Source organism: Sediminibacterium sp. TEGAF015 (assembly GCF_025997995.1).
In the GTDB taxonomy this organism is placed as follows: Bacteria; Bacteroidota; Bacteroidia; order Chitinophagales; family Chitinophagaceae; genus Sediminibacterium.
The window spans coordinates 905,906-923,677 of record NZ_AP026683.1 but is presented as its reverse complement, the minus strand read 5'-3'; the positions used below and the strand labels follow the sequence as shown (position 1 = coordinate 923,677).

The following is a 17,772-nucleotide window of genomic DNA, read 5'->3' as shown; positions in this document are numbered from 1 at the left end:
GAAGGGTGCTTGATGTAAGGCAAGGATTAAATTTGTTGAAAGTTTTATAAACCCAACTTTCTGCCTTGTAGGGTACGGGTTTTCTTGTCACTTTTGGTAACATCGGTGAGTTTAACCACCAGCTTCACATCGGCAACACTGCCATTGGTTACGCCGGCAGCGGCTCTGTAAACATTTTTATCATAGGGAACTTCTACTGTTCCGTTGTCCCAGTTATTACCTGCTACTACAAATTTGTCTTCGCCTTCGGCTGGTACAAACAGGAAGCTGTTTCCGTTTTCGAAACTTACACGCAAACCATTTAAATCGGCTGATTCAATAATGCCGGGTGTGTATGCAGGGATGATAATTTCGTTGATGAGTTTACCATTGATGAAACGTACACTTCCGGAAGCCACTTCTGCCTTGGCACTGTCCAGTGCACGGGTAAGAATCAGTTTTTGGTCAATATAAAATTGAACCCGCTTCACGTCTACATTGTAGGCCATGAGTTTCATCTGCAATTCGCGTGAAAAAGCTACGTACTGACTTTTGTCAATTGACGCTGCATTGCTAGGCGGAGCATATGAATTGTTTGCTGCAGGGTTGTTCTGTGGCGTGCTGCTTTTTAAATAGCCTTTAGAGCTGCTGCTGCTTTTTCCGCCGGCACAGCTGGTGAACAGCCCTAATCCTACCAGAACAATGCCTGTTAATAAACGAGACATATCTTTTTTTTTAAGTTCAGAAAATAAAATGCAATTCGCTTCGTTTTAAGTACGGATAGACGGGGGAATAAATCGTTTGCTTAAAACTTTTCAACTTCTAAGTTCTATCTATTTTCTGAATTTTCAGTGGTCTAATCTTTGTACCTAATTGAAAGCGATTGTAAAACGGCTTCGTTTTTAATATCCAATAATTCAATTTAATTGCCTGTCAATCATTTGGTTGTGTTTATTTACCTAAAATTTAGGTTGATAGGCAATTTTATCATTTAGCCAAATCCTTCTTTCTAAAAATCACAAGTAGTTGGTATACCCATGTCTGCTTAATTCCGTTAATTCACCGCATTTTATGCGTAAATACCTACAATTTTAACTTTTTATGTTGGCTATTTTGATGCTAAAAATAGCTTATGCGTTTATTGGATCGATTGTATCAATACCTGGAACACCAGAATATTAGTGCCTATGCGTTTGAACATGCCTGTGATCTTAGTAATGGTTACCTGAGCAAGCAGAAAAAAGGTAAGGGCACCATGGGCTCAGAGGTATTGCTGAAAATTCAGGCTTGTTTTCCGGAAATGAATATTCACTGGTTGCTTACGGGTAAAGGAAGAATGCTGCGGCAAGCCCTTCCCTATGTTGCGGAAGGGGATCCTGAAATGGAACTAGTGCAATTGTTACAGGAAAGGATACTGTTGCTGGAGAAATCGCTGAAGGATAAAAACGAATTGATTCATCTGCTCAAAAAAAAGCGCCCCGATAAAAACCGGAGCGCTCTTTCTATATGAATTATAACAACCCTTGAAATTAATTCAACTAGGGTTGCTTTGCTGGTCGCTTTCTGTTACGCATTTTCTTCTGCATAAGAAGATACAGGCTCACAAGTACAGATTAGGTTTCTGTCTCCATGCGTATTGTTCACCCTAGCCACACTTGGCCAGAATTTGTTCAGGGTTACATAATACAATGGGAATGCGGCTTCCTGTCTGCTATAAGGACGGGTCCATTCGTCTGCACATACAACGGCTTGCGTATGTGGTGCATTCTTTAATGGGTTGTTGGCCTTATCTGCTTTGCCTGATTCAATGTCTTTGATTTCACCGTGGATGGCAATTAAGGCATCGCAGAAACGATCTAGTTCTGCTTTGTCTTCGCTTTCTGTGGGTTCAATCATGATGGTGCCTGCAACAGGGAAACTCATGGTTGGCGCGTGGAAACCATAGTCAATCAAACGCTTAGCTACGTCTTCTGCTTCTACCCCTGCAGACTGTTTGAAAGGTCTTAGGTCTACGATGAATTCGTGTGCACAAGTGCCGTTTTTACCGGTATATAAAATAGGGTAATGCTTTTCCAATCTTGCCTTCATGTAGTTGGCGTTCAGGATAGCGTACTCTGTACTCATTCTGATACCATCCGCTCCCAGCATTTTGATATAGGCATAGCTGATTAATAAAATACTTGCTGAACCAAATGGTGCTGCGCTAACTTCCAGTCCTGATTTTGCATATCCGGTTAAATGTCCTGGTAAGAAAGGAGCCAGCTTATCGTTTACACAAATTGGGCCCATGCCAGGTCCGCCGCCACCGTGTGGAATAGCGAAGGTCTTATGTAAATTCAAATGACATACATCTGCACCAATCATGCCCGGGCTGGTTAAACCTACCTGCGCATTCATGTTCGCTCCATCCATGTATACCAATCCTCCGTTCTCGTGAATGATAGCACAGATTTCCTTGATGGTTTCTTCAAACACACCGTGGGTAGATGGATAGGTTACCATCAATCCACCTAAGTTATCCTTGTATTGTTCTGCTTTTGCTTTTAAGTCGGCTACATCAATATTTCCTGCTTCATCACATTTTACTACCACCACTTTAAAGCCCGCCATTACAGCACTGGCAGGGTTGGTACCATGTGCACTGATCGGAATCAACACAATATTTCTGTGTGCTTCGTTTCTGCTCTTGTGGTATTCTCTGATGGTTAATAAACCAGCGTATTCTCCCTGTGCACCACTGTTGGGTTGTAAGCTACAAGCAGTAAAGCCGGTAACTGCACATAGGTATTGATTCAGCTCCTGTAAAATTTGCTGGTATCCTTCGGTTTGATTTACCGGTACAAAGGGATGCAATCCACCAAACTCAGGCCAGCTCACCGGAATCATTTCCGTTGCTGCATTCAGTTTCATGGTGCAGGAACCTAAGCTGATCATGCTGGTATTCAAAGAAAGATCTTTGTTTTCCAAAGACTTGATATAACGCATCATCTGGCTTTCGCTATGATGTGTGTTGAAAACAGGATGTGACAGGTAGGTACTGGTTCTTTGTAAGGAAGCAGGAATAGCTGCACCGTTTTCTGCAGTTGCCAAATTGCCTGCCGACTTTCCGGTTACGCTTTCAAATACTTTTACCAATGCCTGTACATCTGAAAGGGTAGTGGTTTCATCAATTGAAATACCTATTGTACCATTGGCAAAATAACGCAAATTGATTTCTGCTTTTTCTGCTGCTGCTTTTACGTCTGTTGCGTCTACACCACTGATATGTAAAGTATCAAAATAATTGGTGTTGTTTTGCTGAATGCCCAATGCATTCAATGCTTTGGCAGTTGTTTGTGCCAATGCATGCACTCTGCTCGCAATGTTTTTTAATCCCTGAGGACCGTGGTACACTGCATACATGGCAGCCATATTCGCCAACAAAGCTTGCGCAGTGCAAATATTGGAAGTGGCTTTTTCGCGCTTGATATGCTGCTCTCTGGTTTGTAGTGCCATTCTTAATGCACGGTTGCCCTGTGCATCAATGCTTACGCCAATCAATCTGCCCGGCATGCCTCTTTTGAAATCATCACTGGTAGCAAAGAAAGCAGCGTGTGGTCCACCATATCCCATGGGAACACCAAAGCGCTGAGCAGAACCTACAGCAACGTCTGCACCCAGTTCTCCCGGAGAAGTCAATACCGTTAAAGCCAATAAATCAGTTGCCATAATTACATAGGCATTGGCAGCATGTACGCTGTCAATGAAACCTTTGTAGTCTTCTACAGAACCATTGTCTGCAGGGTATTGTAAGATGACACCAAAATAGGTTTCATCAATCTTGCTGTTTTTATAATCTCCAAATACCAGCTCTACCTGAATGGGTTCTGCGCGGGTAATCAATACCTGCTTGGTTTGTGGGAATATATTGTTGTCTACAAATAATTTAGGCTTGGTAATATTGTCTGTTTTATTGGCCTGGTGGAACAACATTGCCATGGCTTCAGCAGCTGCTGTTGCTTCGTCTAAAAGTGAGGCATTGGCCATTGGCAATCCGGTTAAGTCGGATACCATTGTTTGGAAATTCAATAAGCTTTCCAAACGACCCTGAGAAATTTCGGCCTGGTAAGGAGTATACTGAGTATACCATCCTGGGTTCTCAAAAATATTACGAAGAATCACACTTGGAGTGATGGTGCCGTAGTAGCCTTGTCCAATAAAATTCTTGTACAATTTATTTTTTGCAGCCACTTTTTTCAACTCGGTCAGGTACTCAAATTCACTGATGGCAGGCGGTACATTCAAATCGCCTTTAATGCGAATACTATCAGGTACGGTCTTGCTGATTAACGACTCAATATTGGGTTCGTTAATGGTAGCTAACATGGCTTTCAAATCGCTAGGATTGGGTCCTATATGTCTGCGTTGAAACTCGGTGGATTGATGCTGAAATAAATTCATACAGAATCGGTTCTTTTTTGTGGCGCAAAGGTACAAAGTTCAAACAGGAAATTGAATGCTTTGTTGAGGTATTGACCTATTTTTACACTGTTGTGATTAATTTCTTAATATGTTTAAAGCATGCCCGTGGAAGATCTGTTGAATAATTGGGAGAAAAAGTCGGCTGAGCACCAGAAAAACTATCAGCAATACCTGAAAAAAGCCAATAAAAACAAGGTATTGAAGGCTTTGCCTGATTTGCATGAGGAGGCATTCGAAAAAATCAATTGTTTGGATTGTGCCAACTGCTGCAAGAACTATTCTCCCCGCTTTAAAATGCCTGATATTAAAAGAATCAGCAAAGTGTTGGGCATGAAAGAAACCGCTTTTATTGATCAATACCTGCAAATGGACAATGAAGGAGATTATGTAGTGAAGTCTACACCCTGTCCTTTTCTAGGCGCCGACAATTTCTGCAGCATTTATGAAGACCGTCCTTCGGATTGTTCCCGCTTCCCTTATACCGACGAAGATGTATTGCTGAAAAGACCACTGATTACAATAAAGAATTCCAGTTTTTGTCCGGCCGTATATTACGTGCTGGAAAACCTGATGGTGGTGGCTAAATGAGTTCGGATGCCCTGATTTTGCTTTGCTAGTATTTCATTTTCCGCAAAGAGGGAGCTTTAAACCAGGTCGCAATAACCACTAGTAGGGTCATTGATCCCCCAAAAATAACAGACGGGATTACCCCCATTATTTTAGCCGCTAACCCGCTTTCAAATTGTCCCAGTTCGTTGCTGCTGTTGATAAACATTGAATTCACGCTCATTACTCTTCCACGCATATGATCCGGAGTTTTCATTTGTACAATGGTCCCGCGGATAATGACACTGATACCGTCTAGTATGCCACTCAGTAAAAGGGCAAAGAAAGAAAGCCAGAAGAGTTTGGATAAACCGAATACGATAATGCAGGCCCCAAATCCGCCTACAGCCCACAATAATATTTTACCCTGATTGGTTTTGAGTGGAAAGAGGGTAGACCATACAATTATGCAGATAGCTCCGATATCAGTGGCTGCATTCAGCCAGCCAAATCCTATGGGCCCTACTGCAAGTATATCTCTGGCAAATACAGGAACCATGGCTACGGCTCCTCCAAAAAATACAGCGAATAAATCCAGCGACAGGGCCCCCAGAACTTCTTTTGTTTTAAATACAAAACGCAATCCTTCTTTCACACTTTCCCAACCTGTTTTTTCTCCTTTTTTATTGAGCGCCGGTTTGGCTTTTAACTGGAATAAAAAAACAAAACCGATTGTTACAAAACTGGTGACAATGCTTAGTGCGCCTGTATTACCCATGGCGGCAATTAAAAAGCCTGCTGTGGCGTGGCCGCTTACAGAAGCGGATAACCAGATGCCCTGGTTCCAGGTGGTAGCGCTTTGCAATTGTTCTTTTGGAACAACTGCTGCCAGCATTGTACCAAATAAGGGGCCGGTAAATGCTCGGATAATGCCTGTGCCAAATATCACACCGTATATACAGAATGCAATCCAGTTGCTTCCGAGTTTTGCAAGGGATAGTTGCGTGCTTAACAGTAGCAGGAGGATGGCGCAGAGTAAATAAAATCCAATGCCTCTTAAGAGTAGCTTTCTTTTTTCACTAATATCAATAATATAGCCTGCATATAGCGCCAGCGAAACGGCCGGAATTACTTCGGCGAGTCCAATCAACCCAATGGCAAATGGATCATTGGTTAATTCATAAATCCACCAACCCGTTACGGTTCCCAGCATTCTGAGACCCATGATGAATAAAAAACGACCTGCGAGTAAATTTCTGAACTCACCAATGCGTAACACTTCAAAAGAAGGATGATTTTTGAAATGTTTTCTGCTGGACATCGATTTCTGTTTTTTATAAGGTTTCGGATAAGTAAACTAAGGCAGCGTAAAATAATGTTGTCCCTGGTCTAAATCCTTTTCCAATGCATCTAATATGATATTTACGTGTGCTTCATTATTAATAAAATCTGCATTGCTTGCGTCTACAAAAATTGTCTTGATATTGTGTTGCTTTATGTAATGCGTATAAGTCTCCTGAATATTGAAAAGATATTCGTCTGGGATGCTTTGTTCATAAGGACGATTTCTCTTTTTTATATTCTGCTGTAGTTTGTTTACGGGTGCATGCAGATAAATCAATACATCTGGAAATACCAGTTGCTGGTGAATAATATCAAATAGTTTCTGATACAAACGGAATTCCTCTTCGGGTAAATTCACTTTGGCAAATAAGAGGCATTTGGTAAACAGATAGTCCGAGATGGTAATGGTCTGGAATAATTCCTTGGTATGCACCATGTCTTTTAGCTGCTTGTATCGCTCTGCCATAAAGAAGAGTTCCAATGGAAAAGCATATTGTGCAGGGTTGTCGTAAAACTTGGATAAAAACGGATTGTCCGCAAATTCTTCCAGAATTATCCTGGCATTAAGTTTATGTGCCAGTATATTGGTCAACGTAGTTTTTCCTGCTCCTATATTCCCTTCTATCGTAATAAATTGATGCTTCATGAATTTGCGCCTAAAGGGCAAATTTAGTTTCCGCAAATTGGCTTAGGCCATTTTTTTTTGCACATCGCTGTCATCGGTACAGGCGAGCAATAGTTCACTTGCTGTTTTCTGCAATTTCGGATGCATTAGGTCTGGGGCAATTTCGGCCAGCGGGGCCAGCGCAAATCGCCTTTCAGTCATGGCAGGATGCGGAATTTGCAGAATGGAGGTATCTATAACAAGCTGGTCTATTTGTAAAATGTCCAGGTCAATAATACGGGGTCCAAGCTTTACGGTTCTGATTCTGCCCATCCTGGCTTCTATGTTCAGCAGGCGTTGCATTAGTGCTTCCGGTTCCAATTTAGTTTGAATCCACAAGGCCTGATTCATAAATGCCGGCTGATCGGTAAATCCCCAGGGGGCCGTTTCATAAAAGGCAGAACGTTTAACTATTTGGCCGCATTCTTGTTGTATATACTGAACGGCTTTTTCCAGTTGTTCTGTTTTGTTCCCTAAATTACTGCCGATCAATAAATAGGCATTCTGCATAATTGGTAGTATAGTGGGCATCAAATATCTTTAATTATATCTTTATTACGAAAAGGTTAAACAATATCTATGAGAGGATTTCTAAAAATTGTACTGGCTACTTTTGTTTCGCTGGTTTTATTTACCATCATTGGCGTTTTTGTTTTGATTGGTATTGCTACTGCTGCCGCTTCTTCCGATAAACCAATGATTGGTTCCAAAGCTGTTTTACTGCTCGATTTATCGGTGGCCTTTAAAGAACAATTTGTAGAAGATCCTTTTTCATCTATTCTGAATGAAGGCGAAGATGAACCGCCATCTCTGTTTCAGGTAATTCAATTACTGAAGCATGCGCAAAAAGATTCGGCGGTAAAAGGTTTGTATATACTTTGTGCCAACAACGAAAATGGGTTTGCAGCCAGTGAAGAACTTCGCAAAGCTGTTGTGGAGTTTAAGAACAGTGGGAAATTTGTGATTGCACACGGTGAAGTCATTTCTCAGAAAGGATATTATGTAGCCAGCGCTGCCAATGAAATTTATTGCAATCCTCAGGGCGGTCTTGAGTGGAGTGGTCTTTCTTCGAATCTTTTCTTTTTAAAAGGCATGTTGGATAAGCTGGATATTCAGCCACAAATTTTTTATGCGGGTAAATTCAAAAGCGCAACAGAGCCACTACGTGAAACACAAATGACAGAAGCCAATAAATTACAGACCAGTGTTTGGTTGGGTGAATTGTATAATCAACTATTACAGTCCACAGCTATGTCCAGAGGCAAAGACACAGCTTACTTGAGAGAGTTGGCTGTAAAAGGAATGATTCAGACACCTGCAGATGCAAAGAAATATGGATTGGTAGATGGACTAAAGTACGATGATGAAATTAAAGCGACCATCAGTAAAAAACTAAAACAGGAAGTAAAGAGTAAGATCAATTTTGTTAGCCTCTCCGACTATGCACAGGCTACTGATTACGAGCCTTCTGGTTCAGATAAAATTGCTTTGGTATATGCCAATGGTGATATTGTTTCTGGGCAAGGAGACAACGAATCTATCGGTAGTGATAATTATAAAAATATTCTGCGCAAAATCCGCTTTGATAAATCTATCAAGGCCCTTGTATTCAGAATTAATTCAGGAGGTGGTAGCGCATTGGCCAGTGAAGTAATCTGGAGAGAAATCTCTTTGATCCGAAAAGAAAAACCTGTAATTGTAAGTATGGGAGACGTTGCCGCTTCCGGTGGATATTATATTGCCTGTAATGCAGATAGTGTATTTGCTAATGCCAATACCATTACCGGGTCCATTGGGGTATTTAGTGTGGTTCCCAATATGCAGGCCTTCTTTAAAAACAAACTGGGCATTACGTTTGATGGCGTTAAGACCGCTCCTTATGCAGATATGGGTGATATTAGTAAGCCCTTGAATGAAAATGAAAAACGATTCCTGCAGGCATCTGTGGATAGTATTTATGCTACTTTCCTAAGCAGGGTGTCAAATGGTAGAAAACGTTCTGTTGCGGCTATTGATAGCATTGCGCAAGGAAGAGTATGGACCGGAACCACGGCAAAGAAAATTGGATTGACAGACAGGGTTGGGGGGTTACAGGATGCTATTGACTGTGCGGCTCGTATGGCAGATATCAAGAGGAACGAAATCAAGTTAAAGGAATACCCTGAGAAGAAATCCCTGATTGAACAAATCATGGGTGGCTATAAAAAATCAGTTTCTCAATCTTTAATTAGCGAGCAAATAGACCCTTCTCTTATGCAAGTAACGCGCGAATTAAAGCAGATAAAACAGATGGTAGGGATACCACAGGCCAGAATGCCTTTTCTCGTGAATATACAATAGCATCTAGGGAATAAATAATTAGATTTGTTTCTAAATTATTTAGATGCAGCAAGGGTATAGTCAAATCAGGGCCATGTTGGCCATTACCAAAGGAAGTTTGCGTGCTATTTTTAGAAGTCCTTCTTCTGTTGTGTTTAGCATTGCCTTCCCCCTAATCTTTATATTGGTATTTGGCTTTATTGGAAGTGGCGGTAAAATCAATGTAAATATTGCGTTTGACGAAAATTCGGATACAGTAAATCCAGTTTATCTGGGATTGAAAAATATTCCCGGAATTAAAGTTTCTTCTAAAACCGGACTGGCTTTGAAGGAGGATTTAGAAAAGGGGAGGATTACTGCTTTGGTAAATATTTCTAAAAAAACAAATGCACCTTATACAATCCATTTGACCAGTTCGGAAGCTGCCAATCCACAAAACGTTCAGGTGCTGCAATCAATACTGAATGCAGTCATTAGTGGTATTAATCAGCAGCAGTATCCTGCGGCACCTACTATTGCTTCCATTAGTAAGGAAGTAAAAAAGATTCCGGGAAGAGTATACAGAACCATCGATTTTATTTTGCCAGGCCAGTTGGGTTTTTCTTTGTTGAGTGCCGGTGTTTTTGGTGTGGCATTTCTGTTTTTTAATTTGAGACAACAGCTGGTACTGAAGCGTTTTTTTGCCACGCCAATACAACGCCCCTATATTGTTTTAGGAGAAGCGTTAAGCAGGGTAATATTTCAATTGATCACTGCTGTAATCATTATTTTGATTGGCCATTTTGTTTTCGATTTTACCCTGGTAAATGGTTGGGTAACTTTTACACAAATCATGGTCTTGAGTTTTATTGCTTTGTTGTTGTTCATGGGCTTTGGATTTATTGTGAGCAGTGTGGCAAAAACAGAGAGTACCATTCCACCCTTTGCTAACCTGATTACTTTGCCACAGTTTTTACTAGCGGGCACTTTTTTTTCTATTGATAATTTTCCAACCTGGTTACAACCCATTTCAAGAGTGCTGCCATTAACCCATTTTAATAATGCCATGCGCAATATTGCTTTTGAAGGAGCAGGCCTGTCTGACTGTTTGTTTGAATTGGGAGTATTGGGGATATGGATGGTTGTGGTGTATGCCGTTGCTTTTAAAACCTTTAAATGGGAGTAAAATGAAATTGATAAAGCTGGGATTAATTAGTTTTTTAGTGCTGGGTACCATTGTTACATCAATTGGATTGTTGTTCCCTTCTACCGTATTGGTGTCAAGGGCAGTGGATGTGAATGTTAGTATTACTAAAATTAAGCCACTGGTTGCCGATATGCACCAATGGCCAATGTGGATAGAAGGAATGAAAGATAGTTCTGTAAAAATACTATCTGCTACCACTGCGTTATTGGGTAACACATCTGTAACCATTACTTCGGTAACCGATTCTACTATGGAAGCCAGCTGGAAAGGGGTTGATGGGGTAGAACAGTTCAGTACCATGCGAATGATTGGAAAACCATCAGCGAATACAGCTATTGTTCAATGGCAGTTTGTGCAACAAATTGGCTGGTATCCTTGGGAACGTTTCGGCTCAATGATGAATGATAAAATTATGGGCACCCAAATGGAAAGACATTTGCAAAAGCTTAAACGAATTGCGGAACAATAGATTTAGCAATTTAGCATAACTACTATCATTTGTTCAACTTTCATTTGTGAAACATATTGTATAATTGGAAAGCCCCGTTCGATTGCTCGTGACGGGGCTTTTTACCAACTGCTTGGGGGAGAGACTCTTTATTAATTAGCAGGATCTGCTGGTGTGTTCGGGTTATTATCGCGCTCTCTGCTTGGGTAAGGGAAGAAAGTTCTCTTACGTTCTGCGGCCGGGCGACCAAATCTTCTGTTGTCTTCCAAACGCATTCCGCTCATGCACAATTCAATGCAACGCTGACGATATATTTCGTCTAGTAAAGCGGGTGCTGAAACAGTACCTGAGTAAGCGGCTAATCCACCACCAACTCCGTATGCATCGGCTGCCGGCAATTGAGTTCTTACTGCATTGATTTCTGTAACAGCTGCGTTTAAATCAGGAGCTGCTTGTCTTACATATGCTTCTGCTTTAATCAAACGCATTTCGTCTGGCAAGTACAAAGGAACTGCCTGCGTAGCGGCACTATAGAAACCTCTGATTCTATAGCGAGGCTGAATGGTTGGGTTAATGGAAGTATAGAAGGCAATTCGCTGATCGGTTAAATCCGGAACCAGTGCAGTAGGCAATCCTAACGTTGAATCCAAGATCTGGAATACGTTGTTGGTGGCAGTTGCAGTGGTGAAAATCGGATTGGTAACAATGGCATCAAAGCCTAGTGTAGAGCCATTGTAGCTTAGGTCTACCGTATTGGCTGCAGTGATAGCACTTGCATAGTCTCCTGCAAATAAACTATAACGAGCAATCAAGGCACTAATGGTATTATTAAAATACGCAGTAGTAATATTGGTAGGTACATTGGCGAAGAATGCGGCACTAGGGGCGTTTGCTCCTAATGCTGTTTGTGCGGAACGCAAAGTAGTAACGGCTCTTCTGAGTCCATCGATTCTGCTTTGGAAAGTAGCTGGTGTGGTTTGTGTACCAGGCGCTTCAGGAATCTGTTCAAAGAACATGGCTAAATTACCAATGGCTAAAGCTTTATAAATACTTGCATAAGCGATCAATCCTGATGCATAGTTTTTATCACCTAACTTATTGGCACCTTCCAATACTTTGTCGGCATCATAAATAATCTTGTTGTTCCAAGTCCACATATTGCCTACAATACCGTTCAGGTTGTCTACAACAGCTCCGCCTTGAAATAACTGAAACTCGTCGGTGTTACCTGCGTTCATTAATCTGAACTCATTGGTTAAAGCACCTGCTGCAGTAACGCTATTATACAATGGGCTTAAACGACCATTACTATATACGTTCTGTAATCCTACTGCTACACCCGCTAATCCTCTGGGGGTAGAAAATGCATCTATATCAGAGATGGCACCTGGGTTGGTAAAGTCCTGCTTGCATGCAACTAGACTTACCCCGGATAAAATGATGAATAATATTTTTTTCATAATAACTTTTTTGTTGGGTTAGAAATTAGCTACAACTCCAAATTGGAATGTTTTTGGAATAGGTACGTTACCAAAATCTACGCCTCTGAACAAGCTGCTCTGACCAGTAGCGTTGGTTTCAGGATCGTATCCTCTGTAGTTATCCCATGAGATTAGGTTTCTTCCGGTTAATGTAACAGTTAGGCTGTTGAACAGGTTTTTCACTTTTCCAAATGAATAGCCTACAGAGATTTCACGTAGTTTGGTGAAAGATCCGTCTTCAACTCTCCACTCTTCAATACCGTAAATACCGCTGATATATCCTCTTGGTATTTCACCCTTGTGTTCTCTTTGTGCAAATTCGCTACCATTTCCTACCCCTTGTCTTGTTCTGAAGTCTGCGTTAAATACTTCCGAACCAGCTACACGGTCTAATTGGAAACCCAAGGTCCACTTCTTATAAGTGAAACTATTGATTAAAGTTGCTGTGTAGGTTGGGTTAGGTGAGCCCAATACGGTGCGTAAGATAGTTGAGTTAGGTCCGCTAGTGAATGGTAATCCAGTTGCAGGATCCAATGAAGGAGTACCAAATGGCTGTCCATTTGCAATAGGTCCTCTTGCTGTTACTGGTATACCTGCCGCATTCTTCACTTCTGTGCCATTTGCATTTCTAGCAAAGAAAGTTGAGTAGAATACAGGGGCATCATATCCGGGAATCAAAGCAAATACGGCTCCGGTTGGGGCTGCAAATGAAATGAAAGGAACGCCTAAGTTTTCAATTCTGTTTTTATTCTTATTAAAGTTTCCAGTGATTTCCCAGCTGAAATCTTTGTTTTTTACAGGAACAGCGGTTACCATGATTTCAAATCCCTTGTTGCTTAAAGAACCTACGTTCTTGGTTGCTGTTGGGAATCCTGAACTTGGCGCATTGGTAATATTCGGTACCAATAAGTCTGTTACTTTCTTGTTATAATAGTTGAAAGTGAATTGCAATCTGTTTCCGAATAATGCGATATCTGTACCAATTTCCAATTCTTTCTGACGCTCAGGTTTTAAGTTAGAACTGATGGTTGCAGAAGGAGAAGTTAAGCTGGTTCTTCCTAAGAAAGGAGAGATATTATAGATATTGAAACGATCGTATGCGCCAATACCTGTTAGGTTTCCACTTTCACCGTATGCTGCACGGATTTTGAATACATCTACTGAATTTGCTAAAGAAGATTTCTTGAAGAAGTCAGTTTCAGAGATAAGGTAGTTACCACTTACTTTCGGGTAGAAGAAGTTACGGTTGCTCTTATCAAATACAGAAGAACCATCCACGCGCCCTGCAATCGTTACGAACAACTGATTGTTGAACTTAAAGTTCTGCTGTAAGAAGAATCCACGAATGGTTCTTTCGCTTCTACCGTCAGAATTAGGCAATAAAGTGCTACCACCTGTTGCAGTAGAAATACCTGGCAACAAACCACGGCTCTGAGCTAAAATATACTGCGCTTTCTCATACTGCTCAGAATAACCAAACTGGGTTACAGAAGCCAGTTTATTGGTTATATTGGTAGTGTATGTAAAGTTTAAATCGTGGTTGAAAAAAGTTGAATTAAAGCTGGCCGCACTGGCATACCCATTTTGTGTTGGATCTAGAGCAGCACCACCGCCATAAAATGCAGGGCTGGCATTGTAAGGGAACGGTGGAATATAAGTAGTTCCGTTTTGTGCGATATTGTCTAAGCCAGCTGTGTAGTCAATCACTAAACCTTTCACCGGGAACAATTTGAAACCCACATTAGAAACGGTTCTGTTCGTTACGTTTCTTTGTTTGATATCGTTGATGATGGTTAAAGGATTCACACGACCTCTTTCGCCCACAGCCTGTAAATTTCCATTGGCATCTCTTGCACTGATATTGTGGAAGTTGCCTAAAATGGTCATTGAGTTAATAGGAGAGAAGAAACTATTACCATCTGGTTTTTCATTGGTAGCGTTGTTGGTATAGTTGATACCGGCATTCCAGCTGAACCAGTTGTTTACTTTGTTATCTAAATTTAATCTGAATCCAAAACGGGTGTTGTCTGTTCCTCTGATAATACCTTGGTTGGTGTTGTAGTTCAAAGAGGCGAAGTAACGCATTTTGTCCTGACCACCTGTGATAGACACGTTGTTGTCTGTACCATATCCTGTTCTGAAAATATCATCCTGATAATCGTAACGGGTTACTGGAGTAGTGGTTGTTTGGAATGGAGCGGTTATGATATCCTGTGTTAAAGCACCTGGGCCATCTGTAGGACCACCAAATTTGGTAGGGGCATTGTTAAACACCAAACGTTTTCTCAATGAATTGGTATTTACTTTAGAACTAAAGGTGATTTTTGGAGCACCGGTAGATCCACGCTTTGTAAAGATTTGAATAACTCCAGCATTTGCACGGCTTCCATAAATAGCTGCTGCAGCAGCACCGTTCAACACTTCAATTCTGTCGATATCGTTAGGGTTAATATCTACCATGCGGTTCTGACCTACGCTTCCATAAGCATCATAATCACTTTGCGCGTTGGTTACTCTTGCATTTGAATTGTTTAGAATAACTCCGTCAATAATGTACAAAGGATCTGAAGAACCAGAGATAGAGCTTACACCACGTAGTTTCACACTCATACCACCTGCAGGGTCACCGGAGTTCTGCGTAATCTGCGCACCCGGAACTTTACCTTGTAAAGAAGCAATGGCATTGGGAGAACCTGCATTGCTCACCTGGCTTCCTTTTACAGTACCAATGAAATTACCCAATTGCTTTTTAGTAGTACCCTGTGAAGTACCGGTTACTACTACTTCATCCAGACCCGTTGCATCTTCCTTTAAACTTGCGTCAAAAGAGAAGCTACTGGTAGTGCTGGTAACAGTCATTGTTTTTTCAGCTGATTTAAATCCTACAGAAGAAATTACGACATCGTATTTCCCTGCTTTTAAATTCGCAATTAACTGATACAAGCCATCGGTACCTGTAGCAGTACCTGCACCTGAATTTTTAATGGTGACAGAAGCGCCCGGAACAGGCTGTCCTTTACTGTCGGTAACTTTTCCTTTAATGGTTGTTTGAGCTTGCAAGCCGATTGTCAGTGCCAAACCGAAGAGAAGGAAGCACATCTTCGATAGGACACTGTTCTTGCCATTGTTGACATTCATATGCATATCGTTTTGGAGTTTTGAAAAACAATATAAATATATAATGTGTGCGGGAATTTCTTGGTTTTGTTGATAATTTTTCCAATAAATGGGGACAAATTGGTCAAAGTTTTTTTAAAGACGCATAAAACCGCAATTATTTTACGGTTTTAGAAAATAGGCCGCTTTGGTTGTATTTGTGGCTAAAGCCATTGGAGATTTCTGCGGATACCACTGTATTTGCTCCTTTTTAAGGGTGATTCCTTAAATGTAGCGTTAAATACTTCTTCAGTCATTTCTTCCCATTCCTGTGTTGTTAAATTCAGGATGACAGGTATGGGAGCAAATGCGGGTTCCTGATGAGGTTTGCTAAATCGGTTCCATGGACAAACTTCCTGACAAATATCACAGCCAAATAACCAGTTATCAGTGTTTATGGATGTTTGCTGGCTTAATGCCTCCTTTAATTCGATGGTATAATAGCTGATGCACTGGCTTCCGTTGATTTCTTTGTTGGGTAAAATGGCATCGGTTGGGCAGGCATCAATACATTGGGTACAAGTACCACAGTAGTCTTTTGCATAAGGATCATCGTATAGTAGTGGCAGGTCTACTATTAAAGTGGCAATAAAAAAGTAGGAGCCGTTTTGTTTGCTGATAAGGTTTCCGTTTTTGCCTACCCATCCCAATCCGGATTTCACAGCCCAGGCTCTTTCCAGAACTGGTGCAGAATCAACAAAGCCTCTTCCGTTTACCGTACCGATTTCCTGATTTATTTCGGCTAATAATTCCTTTAGCTGCGCTCTGATTACTTCGTGATAATCTTTGCCCCATGCATACCTGGCTATTTTAGGACTATTGTTTTGTTGTTGCTTATCCGGATAATAATTTTTTAGCAGGGTAATAACCGATTGTGCTCCGGGAACCAATAGCGTAGGATCAATTCTTTTATCAAAATGATTCTCCATGTACTGCATACTGCCCTGATGATTTTTGTTCAACCACTGTTCCAATCTTCGGGCGTCTTCATTTAATTTTTCGGCCTTTGCTATTCCGCAATAACTAAATCCAAGCCTTGCAGCCTGTGCTTTTATAAATCGGGTATTTGCTTCTACAGACAACATCTTTACTGACAATTCGATGCAATTTGTTCGTCAATTTTTTTCTTCAGATTTAGGTATATATCTCTGCGGTCTTCACTCATGAGTTCCTTTGCAAAAAATACCACTGCATAATTTCTGCACAAATCTATCATGGGCCAGGTACCAAACAATCCTGGTGATGCCAATACAGATGGATTGCCATTTACATCGGTCTGGATAACCCATGATCCTGCTGCATAATTATACCCTTCGGCTACTTTGGGCGCGTATTTAATCATGGAGGAAGTAGTGTGCGCCTGCAATAAATATTGTACAGATGATTCAGATAAAATTCTTTTGCCATTGAACATGCCTTTGTTGAGCAACATAGAACAGAAATTGATATAATCATTTGCTGTTGATTGTGCACCACCTGAAGGATTGATGGCATTCAGGCTGGAGAAATTAGTACCGCGCATTTGCAATGGACGCAATATTTTTTCCTGCATGATTTGTTCAAATCCTCTTCTTAAAGCAAGTTCAATGTAGCGGCCTGCGAGGTTCAAGCCCACATTGCTGTAACGAAATTCCAGTCCAGGATTGGCAACGATTTCTCTTTTGGTAACAAACTCGGTTATTTCTTCTTCCAGGCTACTATACCGGCTTCTTCTAATAATATCGCCTAGCTTGATGGGCTCAGATGCTATGCCTGTTAAATGGCTCAGGCAATGCCTTATTGTAATAAAGCCCTTGCTGTATTTGTTCATGTCGGGAATATATTTGCTGAGTTTGTCGTCCAGCGAAATTTTCCCATCGTCTACCAATGCCATGATCAGTGCTGCGGTTAACCACTTGCTGGCACTTGCAATGGGTGCCTGTGTTTTGGGATTGAAATCTCCAGCCGATTTGCTGAAGACTATTTTCCCGTCTTTATATACAAGTATGCTGTATTCCTTGCCCAGTTCCTTTTTGGATAGTTCAATGGTTTTTTCCAATTCCTGAAAATTATATTGGGCATTGAGTGGCTGTAATAATAACAGAAAAATCACTTCCATACTGACTATTGCGCAGTTTCTAACCATTTTTTGCGACATATTTTCCGAATTATTGAGTTGGATTATCGTTTGATGGATAGGATAAAGTTA

14 protein-coding genes are annotated in these 17,772 nt (G+C 41.1%); 5 read left to right on the top strand and 9 right to left on the bottom strand.

Features of this window, described 5'->3' with window-relative positions; all coding sequences use genetic code 11:
• Positions 1–44: 44 nt before the first annotated feature.
• The gene (locus tag TEGAF0_RS04135; RefSeq protein ID WP_264900304.1) at positions 45–704 is read right to left on the bottom strand and encodes a hypothetical protein; all 660 of its coding nucleotides are present in this window, start codon (positions 702–704) and stop codon (positions 45–47) included.
• A gap of 407 nt (positions 705–1,111) precedes the next feature.
• Here TEGAF0_RS04135 and TEGAF0_RS04130 point away from each other — a divergent pair, with 407 nt between their 5' ends.
• Positions 1,112–1,489, top strand: coding sequence for a hypothetical protein (locus TEGAF0_RS04130; protein ID WP_264900303.1), 378 nt, complete (start codon positions 1,112–1,114; stop codon positions 1,487–1,489).
• A 56-nt stretch (positions 1,490–1,545) separates the two neighbouring features.
• Here TEGAF0_RS04130 and gcvP read toward each other — a convergent pair whose 3' ends face one another.
• Positions 1,546–4,419, bottom strand: a complete 2,874-nt coding sequence (gene gcvP / locus TEGAF0_RS04125) for an aminomethyl-transferring glycine dehydrogenase (RefSeq protein ID WP_264900302.1) — start codon at positions 4,417–4,419, stop codon at positions 1,546–1,548.
• Positions 4,420–4,539: 120 nt separating this feature from the next.
• Between gcvP and TEGAF0_RS04120 the strand changes: the two genes are divergently transcribed.
• Entirely contained in the window at positions 4,540–5,028 is a 489-nt protein-coding gene (locus tag TEGAF0_RS04120) for a YkgJ family cysteine cluster protein (RefSeq protein WP_264900300.1), read from the top strand.
• Between the two features lie 25 nt (positions 5,029–5,053).
• Here TEGAF0_RS04120 and TEGAF0_RS04115 read toward each other — a convergent pair whose 3' ends face one another.
• Genes TEGAF0_RS04115 through folK form a run of 3 tightly spaced genes read right to left on the bottom strand, consistent with a single transcriptional unit; the run spans position 5,054 to position 7,525 of the window.
• Entirely contained in the window at positions 5,054–6,307 is a 1,254-nt protein-coding gene (locus tag TEGAF0_RS04115) for an MFS transporter (RefSeq protein ID WP_264900299.1), read from the bottom strand.
• Between the two features lie 36 nt (positions 6,308–6,343).
• Positions 6,344–6,976 carry a deoxynucleoside kinase gene (locus TEGAF0_RS04110; RefSeq protein ID WP_264900298.1) on the bottom strand — a complete coding sequence of 211 codons (633 nt, stop codon included), beginning with the start codon at positions 6,974–6,976 and terminating at the stop codon, positions 6,344–6,346.
• 42 nt (positions 6,977–7,018) lie between these two features.
• Positions 7,019–7,525: a 2-amino-4-hydroxy-6-hydroxymethyldihydropteridine diphosphokinase gene (folK, locus tag TEGAF0_RS04105; protein WP_264900296.1), complete on the bottom strand. Its 507-nt coding sequence runs from the start codon at positions 7,523–7,525 to the stop codon at positions 7,019–7,021.
• A gap of 48 nt (positions 7,526–7,573) precedes the next feature.
• Between folK and sppA the strand changes: the two genes are divergently transcribed.
• From sppA to TEGAF0_RS04090, 3 genes are read left to right on the top strand one after another with little or no spacing between them, the layout of a single operon-like run.
• Complete coding sequence (sppA, locus tag TEGAF0_RS04100) at positions 7,574–9,334, top strand: signal peptide peptidase SppA (RefSeq protein ID WP_264900294.1); 1,761 nt, start codon at positions 7,574–7,576, stop codon at positions 9,332–9,334.
• A 43-nt stretch (positions 9,335–9,377) separates the two neighbouring features.
• Positions 9,378–10,478 carry an ABC transporter permease gene (locus TEGAF0_RS04095; protein WP_264900293.1) on the top strand — a complete coding sequence of 367 codons (1,101 nt, stop codon included), beginning with the start codon at positions 9,378–9,380 and terminating at the stop codon, positions 10,476–10,478.
• Position 10,479: 1 nt separating this feature from the next.
• Positions 10,480–10,968 (top strand): SRPBCC family protein, encoded by a 489-nt coding sequence (locus TEGAF0_RS04090; RefSeq protein ID WP_264900291.1) that lies wholly within the window; start codon positions 10,480–10,482, stop codon positions 10,966–10,968.
• A 131-nt stretch (positions 10,969–11,099) separates the two neighbouring features.
• On the opposite strand, the gene TEGAF0_RS04085 is transcribed toward TEGAF0_RS04090, so the two are convergent.
• From TEGAF0_RS04085 to TEGAF0_RS04070, 4 genes are all read right to left on the bottom strand, one after another.
• Positions 11,100–12,407 (bottom strand): RagB/SusD family nutrient uptake outer membrane protein, encoded by a 1,308-nt coding sequence (locus TEGAF0_RS04085; protein ID WP_264900290.1) that lies wholly within the window; start codon positions 12,405–12,407, stop codon positions 11,100–11,102.
• A gap of 18 nt (positions 12,408–12,425) precedes the next feature.
• The gene (locus TEGAF0_RS04080; protein WP_264900288.1) at positions 12,426–15,506 is read right to left on the bottom strand and encodes a SusC/RagA family TonB-linked outer membrane protein; all 3,081 of its coding nucleotides are present in this window, start codon (positions 15,504–15,506) and stop codon (positions 12,426–12,428) included.
• Between the two features lie 242 nt (positions 15,507–15,748).
• Complete coding sequence (gene queG, locus TEGAF0_RS04075; protein ID WP_264900286.1) at positions 15,749–16,681, bottom strand: tRNA epoxyqueuosine(34) reductase QueG; 933 nt, start codon at positions 16,679–16,681, stop codon at positions 15,749–15,751.
• Complete coding sequence (locus tag TEGAF0_RS04070; protein WP_264900284.1) at positions 16,672–17,721, bottom strand: serine hydrolase domain-containing protein; 1,050 nt, start codon at positions 17,719–17,721, stop codon at positions 16,672–16,674. The genes queG and TEGAF0_RS04070 overlap by 10 nt, the downstream gene beginning before the upstream one ends.
• Between the last annotated feature and the right edge of the window lie 51 nt (positions 17,722–17,772).

What these genes read in the sequence shown, in the direction of transcription:
- TEGAF0_RS04070 (WP_264900284.1), bottom strand. Translation starts at nt 17,721, where the DNA reads ATGTCGCAAAAAATGGTTAGAAACTGCGCAATAGTCAGTATGGAAGTG.
- sppA (WP_264900294.1), top strand. Translation starts at nt 7,574, where the DNA reads ATGAGAGGATTTCTAAAAATTGTACTGGCTACTTTTGTTTCGCTGGTT.
- folK (WP_264900296.1), bottom strand. Translation starts at nt 7,525, where the DNA reads ATGCCCACTATACTACCAATTATGCAGAATGCCTATTTATTGATCGGC.
- TEGAF0_RS04085 (WP_264900290.1), bottom strand. Translation starts at nt 12,407, where the DNA reads ATGAAAAAAATATTATTCATCATTTTATCCGGGGTAAGTCTAGTTGCA.
- TEGAF0_RS04115 (WP_264900299.1), bottom strand. Translation starts at nt 6,307, where the DNA reads ATGTCCAGCAGAAAACATTTCAAAAATCATCCTTCTTTTGAAGTGTTA.
- gcvP (WP_264900302.1), bottom strand. Translation starts at nt 4,419, where the DNA reads ATGAATTTATTTCAGCATCAATCCACCGAGTTTCAACGCAGACATATA.
- TEGAF0_RS04130 (WP_264900303.1), top strand. Translation starts at nt 1,112, where the DNA reads ATGCGTTTATTGGATCGATTGTATCAATACCTGGAACACCAGAATATT.
- TEGAF0_RS04110 (WP_264900298.1), bottom strand. Translation starts at nt 6,976, where the DNA reads ATGAAGCATCAATTTATTACGATAGAAGGGAATATAGGAGCAGGAAAA.
- TEGAF0_RS04135 (WP_264900304.1), bottom strand. Translation starts at nt 704, where the DNA reads ATGTCTCGTTTATTAACAGGCATTGTTCTGGTAGGATTAGGGCTGTTC.
- TEGAF0_RS04095 (WP_264900293.1), top strand. Translation starts at nt 9,378, where the DNA reads ATGCAGCAAGGGTATAGTCAAATCAGGGCCATGTTGGCCATTACCAAA.
- TEGAF0_RS04120 (WP_264900300.1), top strand. Translation starts at nt 4,540, where the DNA reads ATGCCCGTGGAAGATCTGTTGAATAATTGGGAGAAAAAGTCGGCTGAG.
- TEGAF0_RS04090 (WP_264900291.1), top strand. Translation starts at nt 10,480, where the DNA reads ATGAAATTGATAAAGCTGGGATTAATTAGTTTTTTAGTGCTGGGTACC.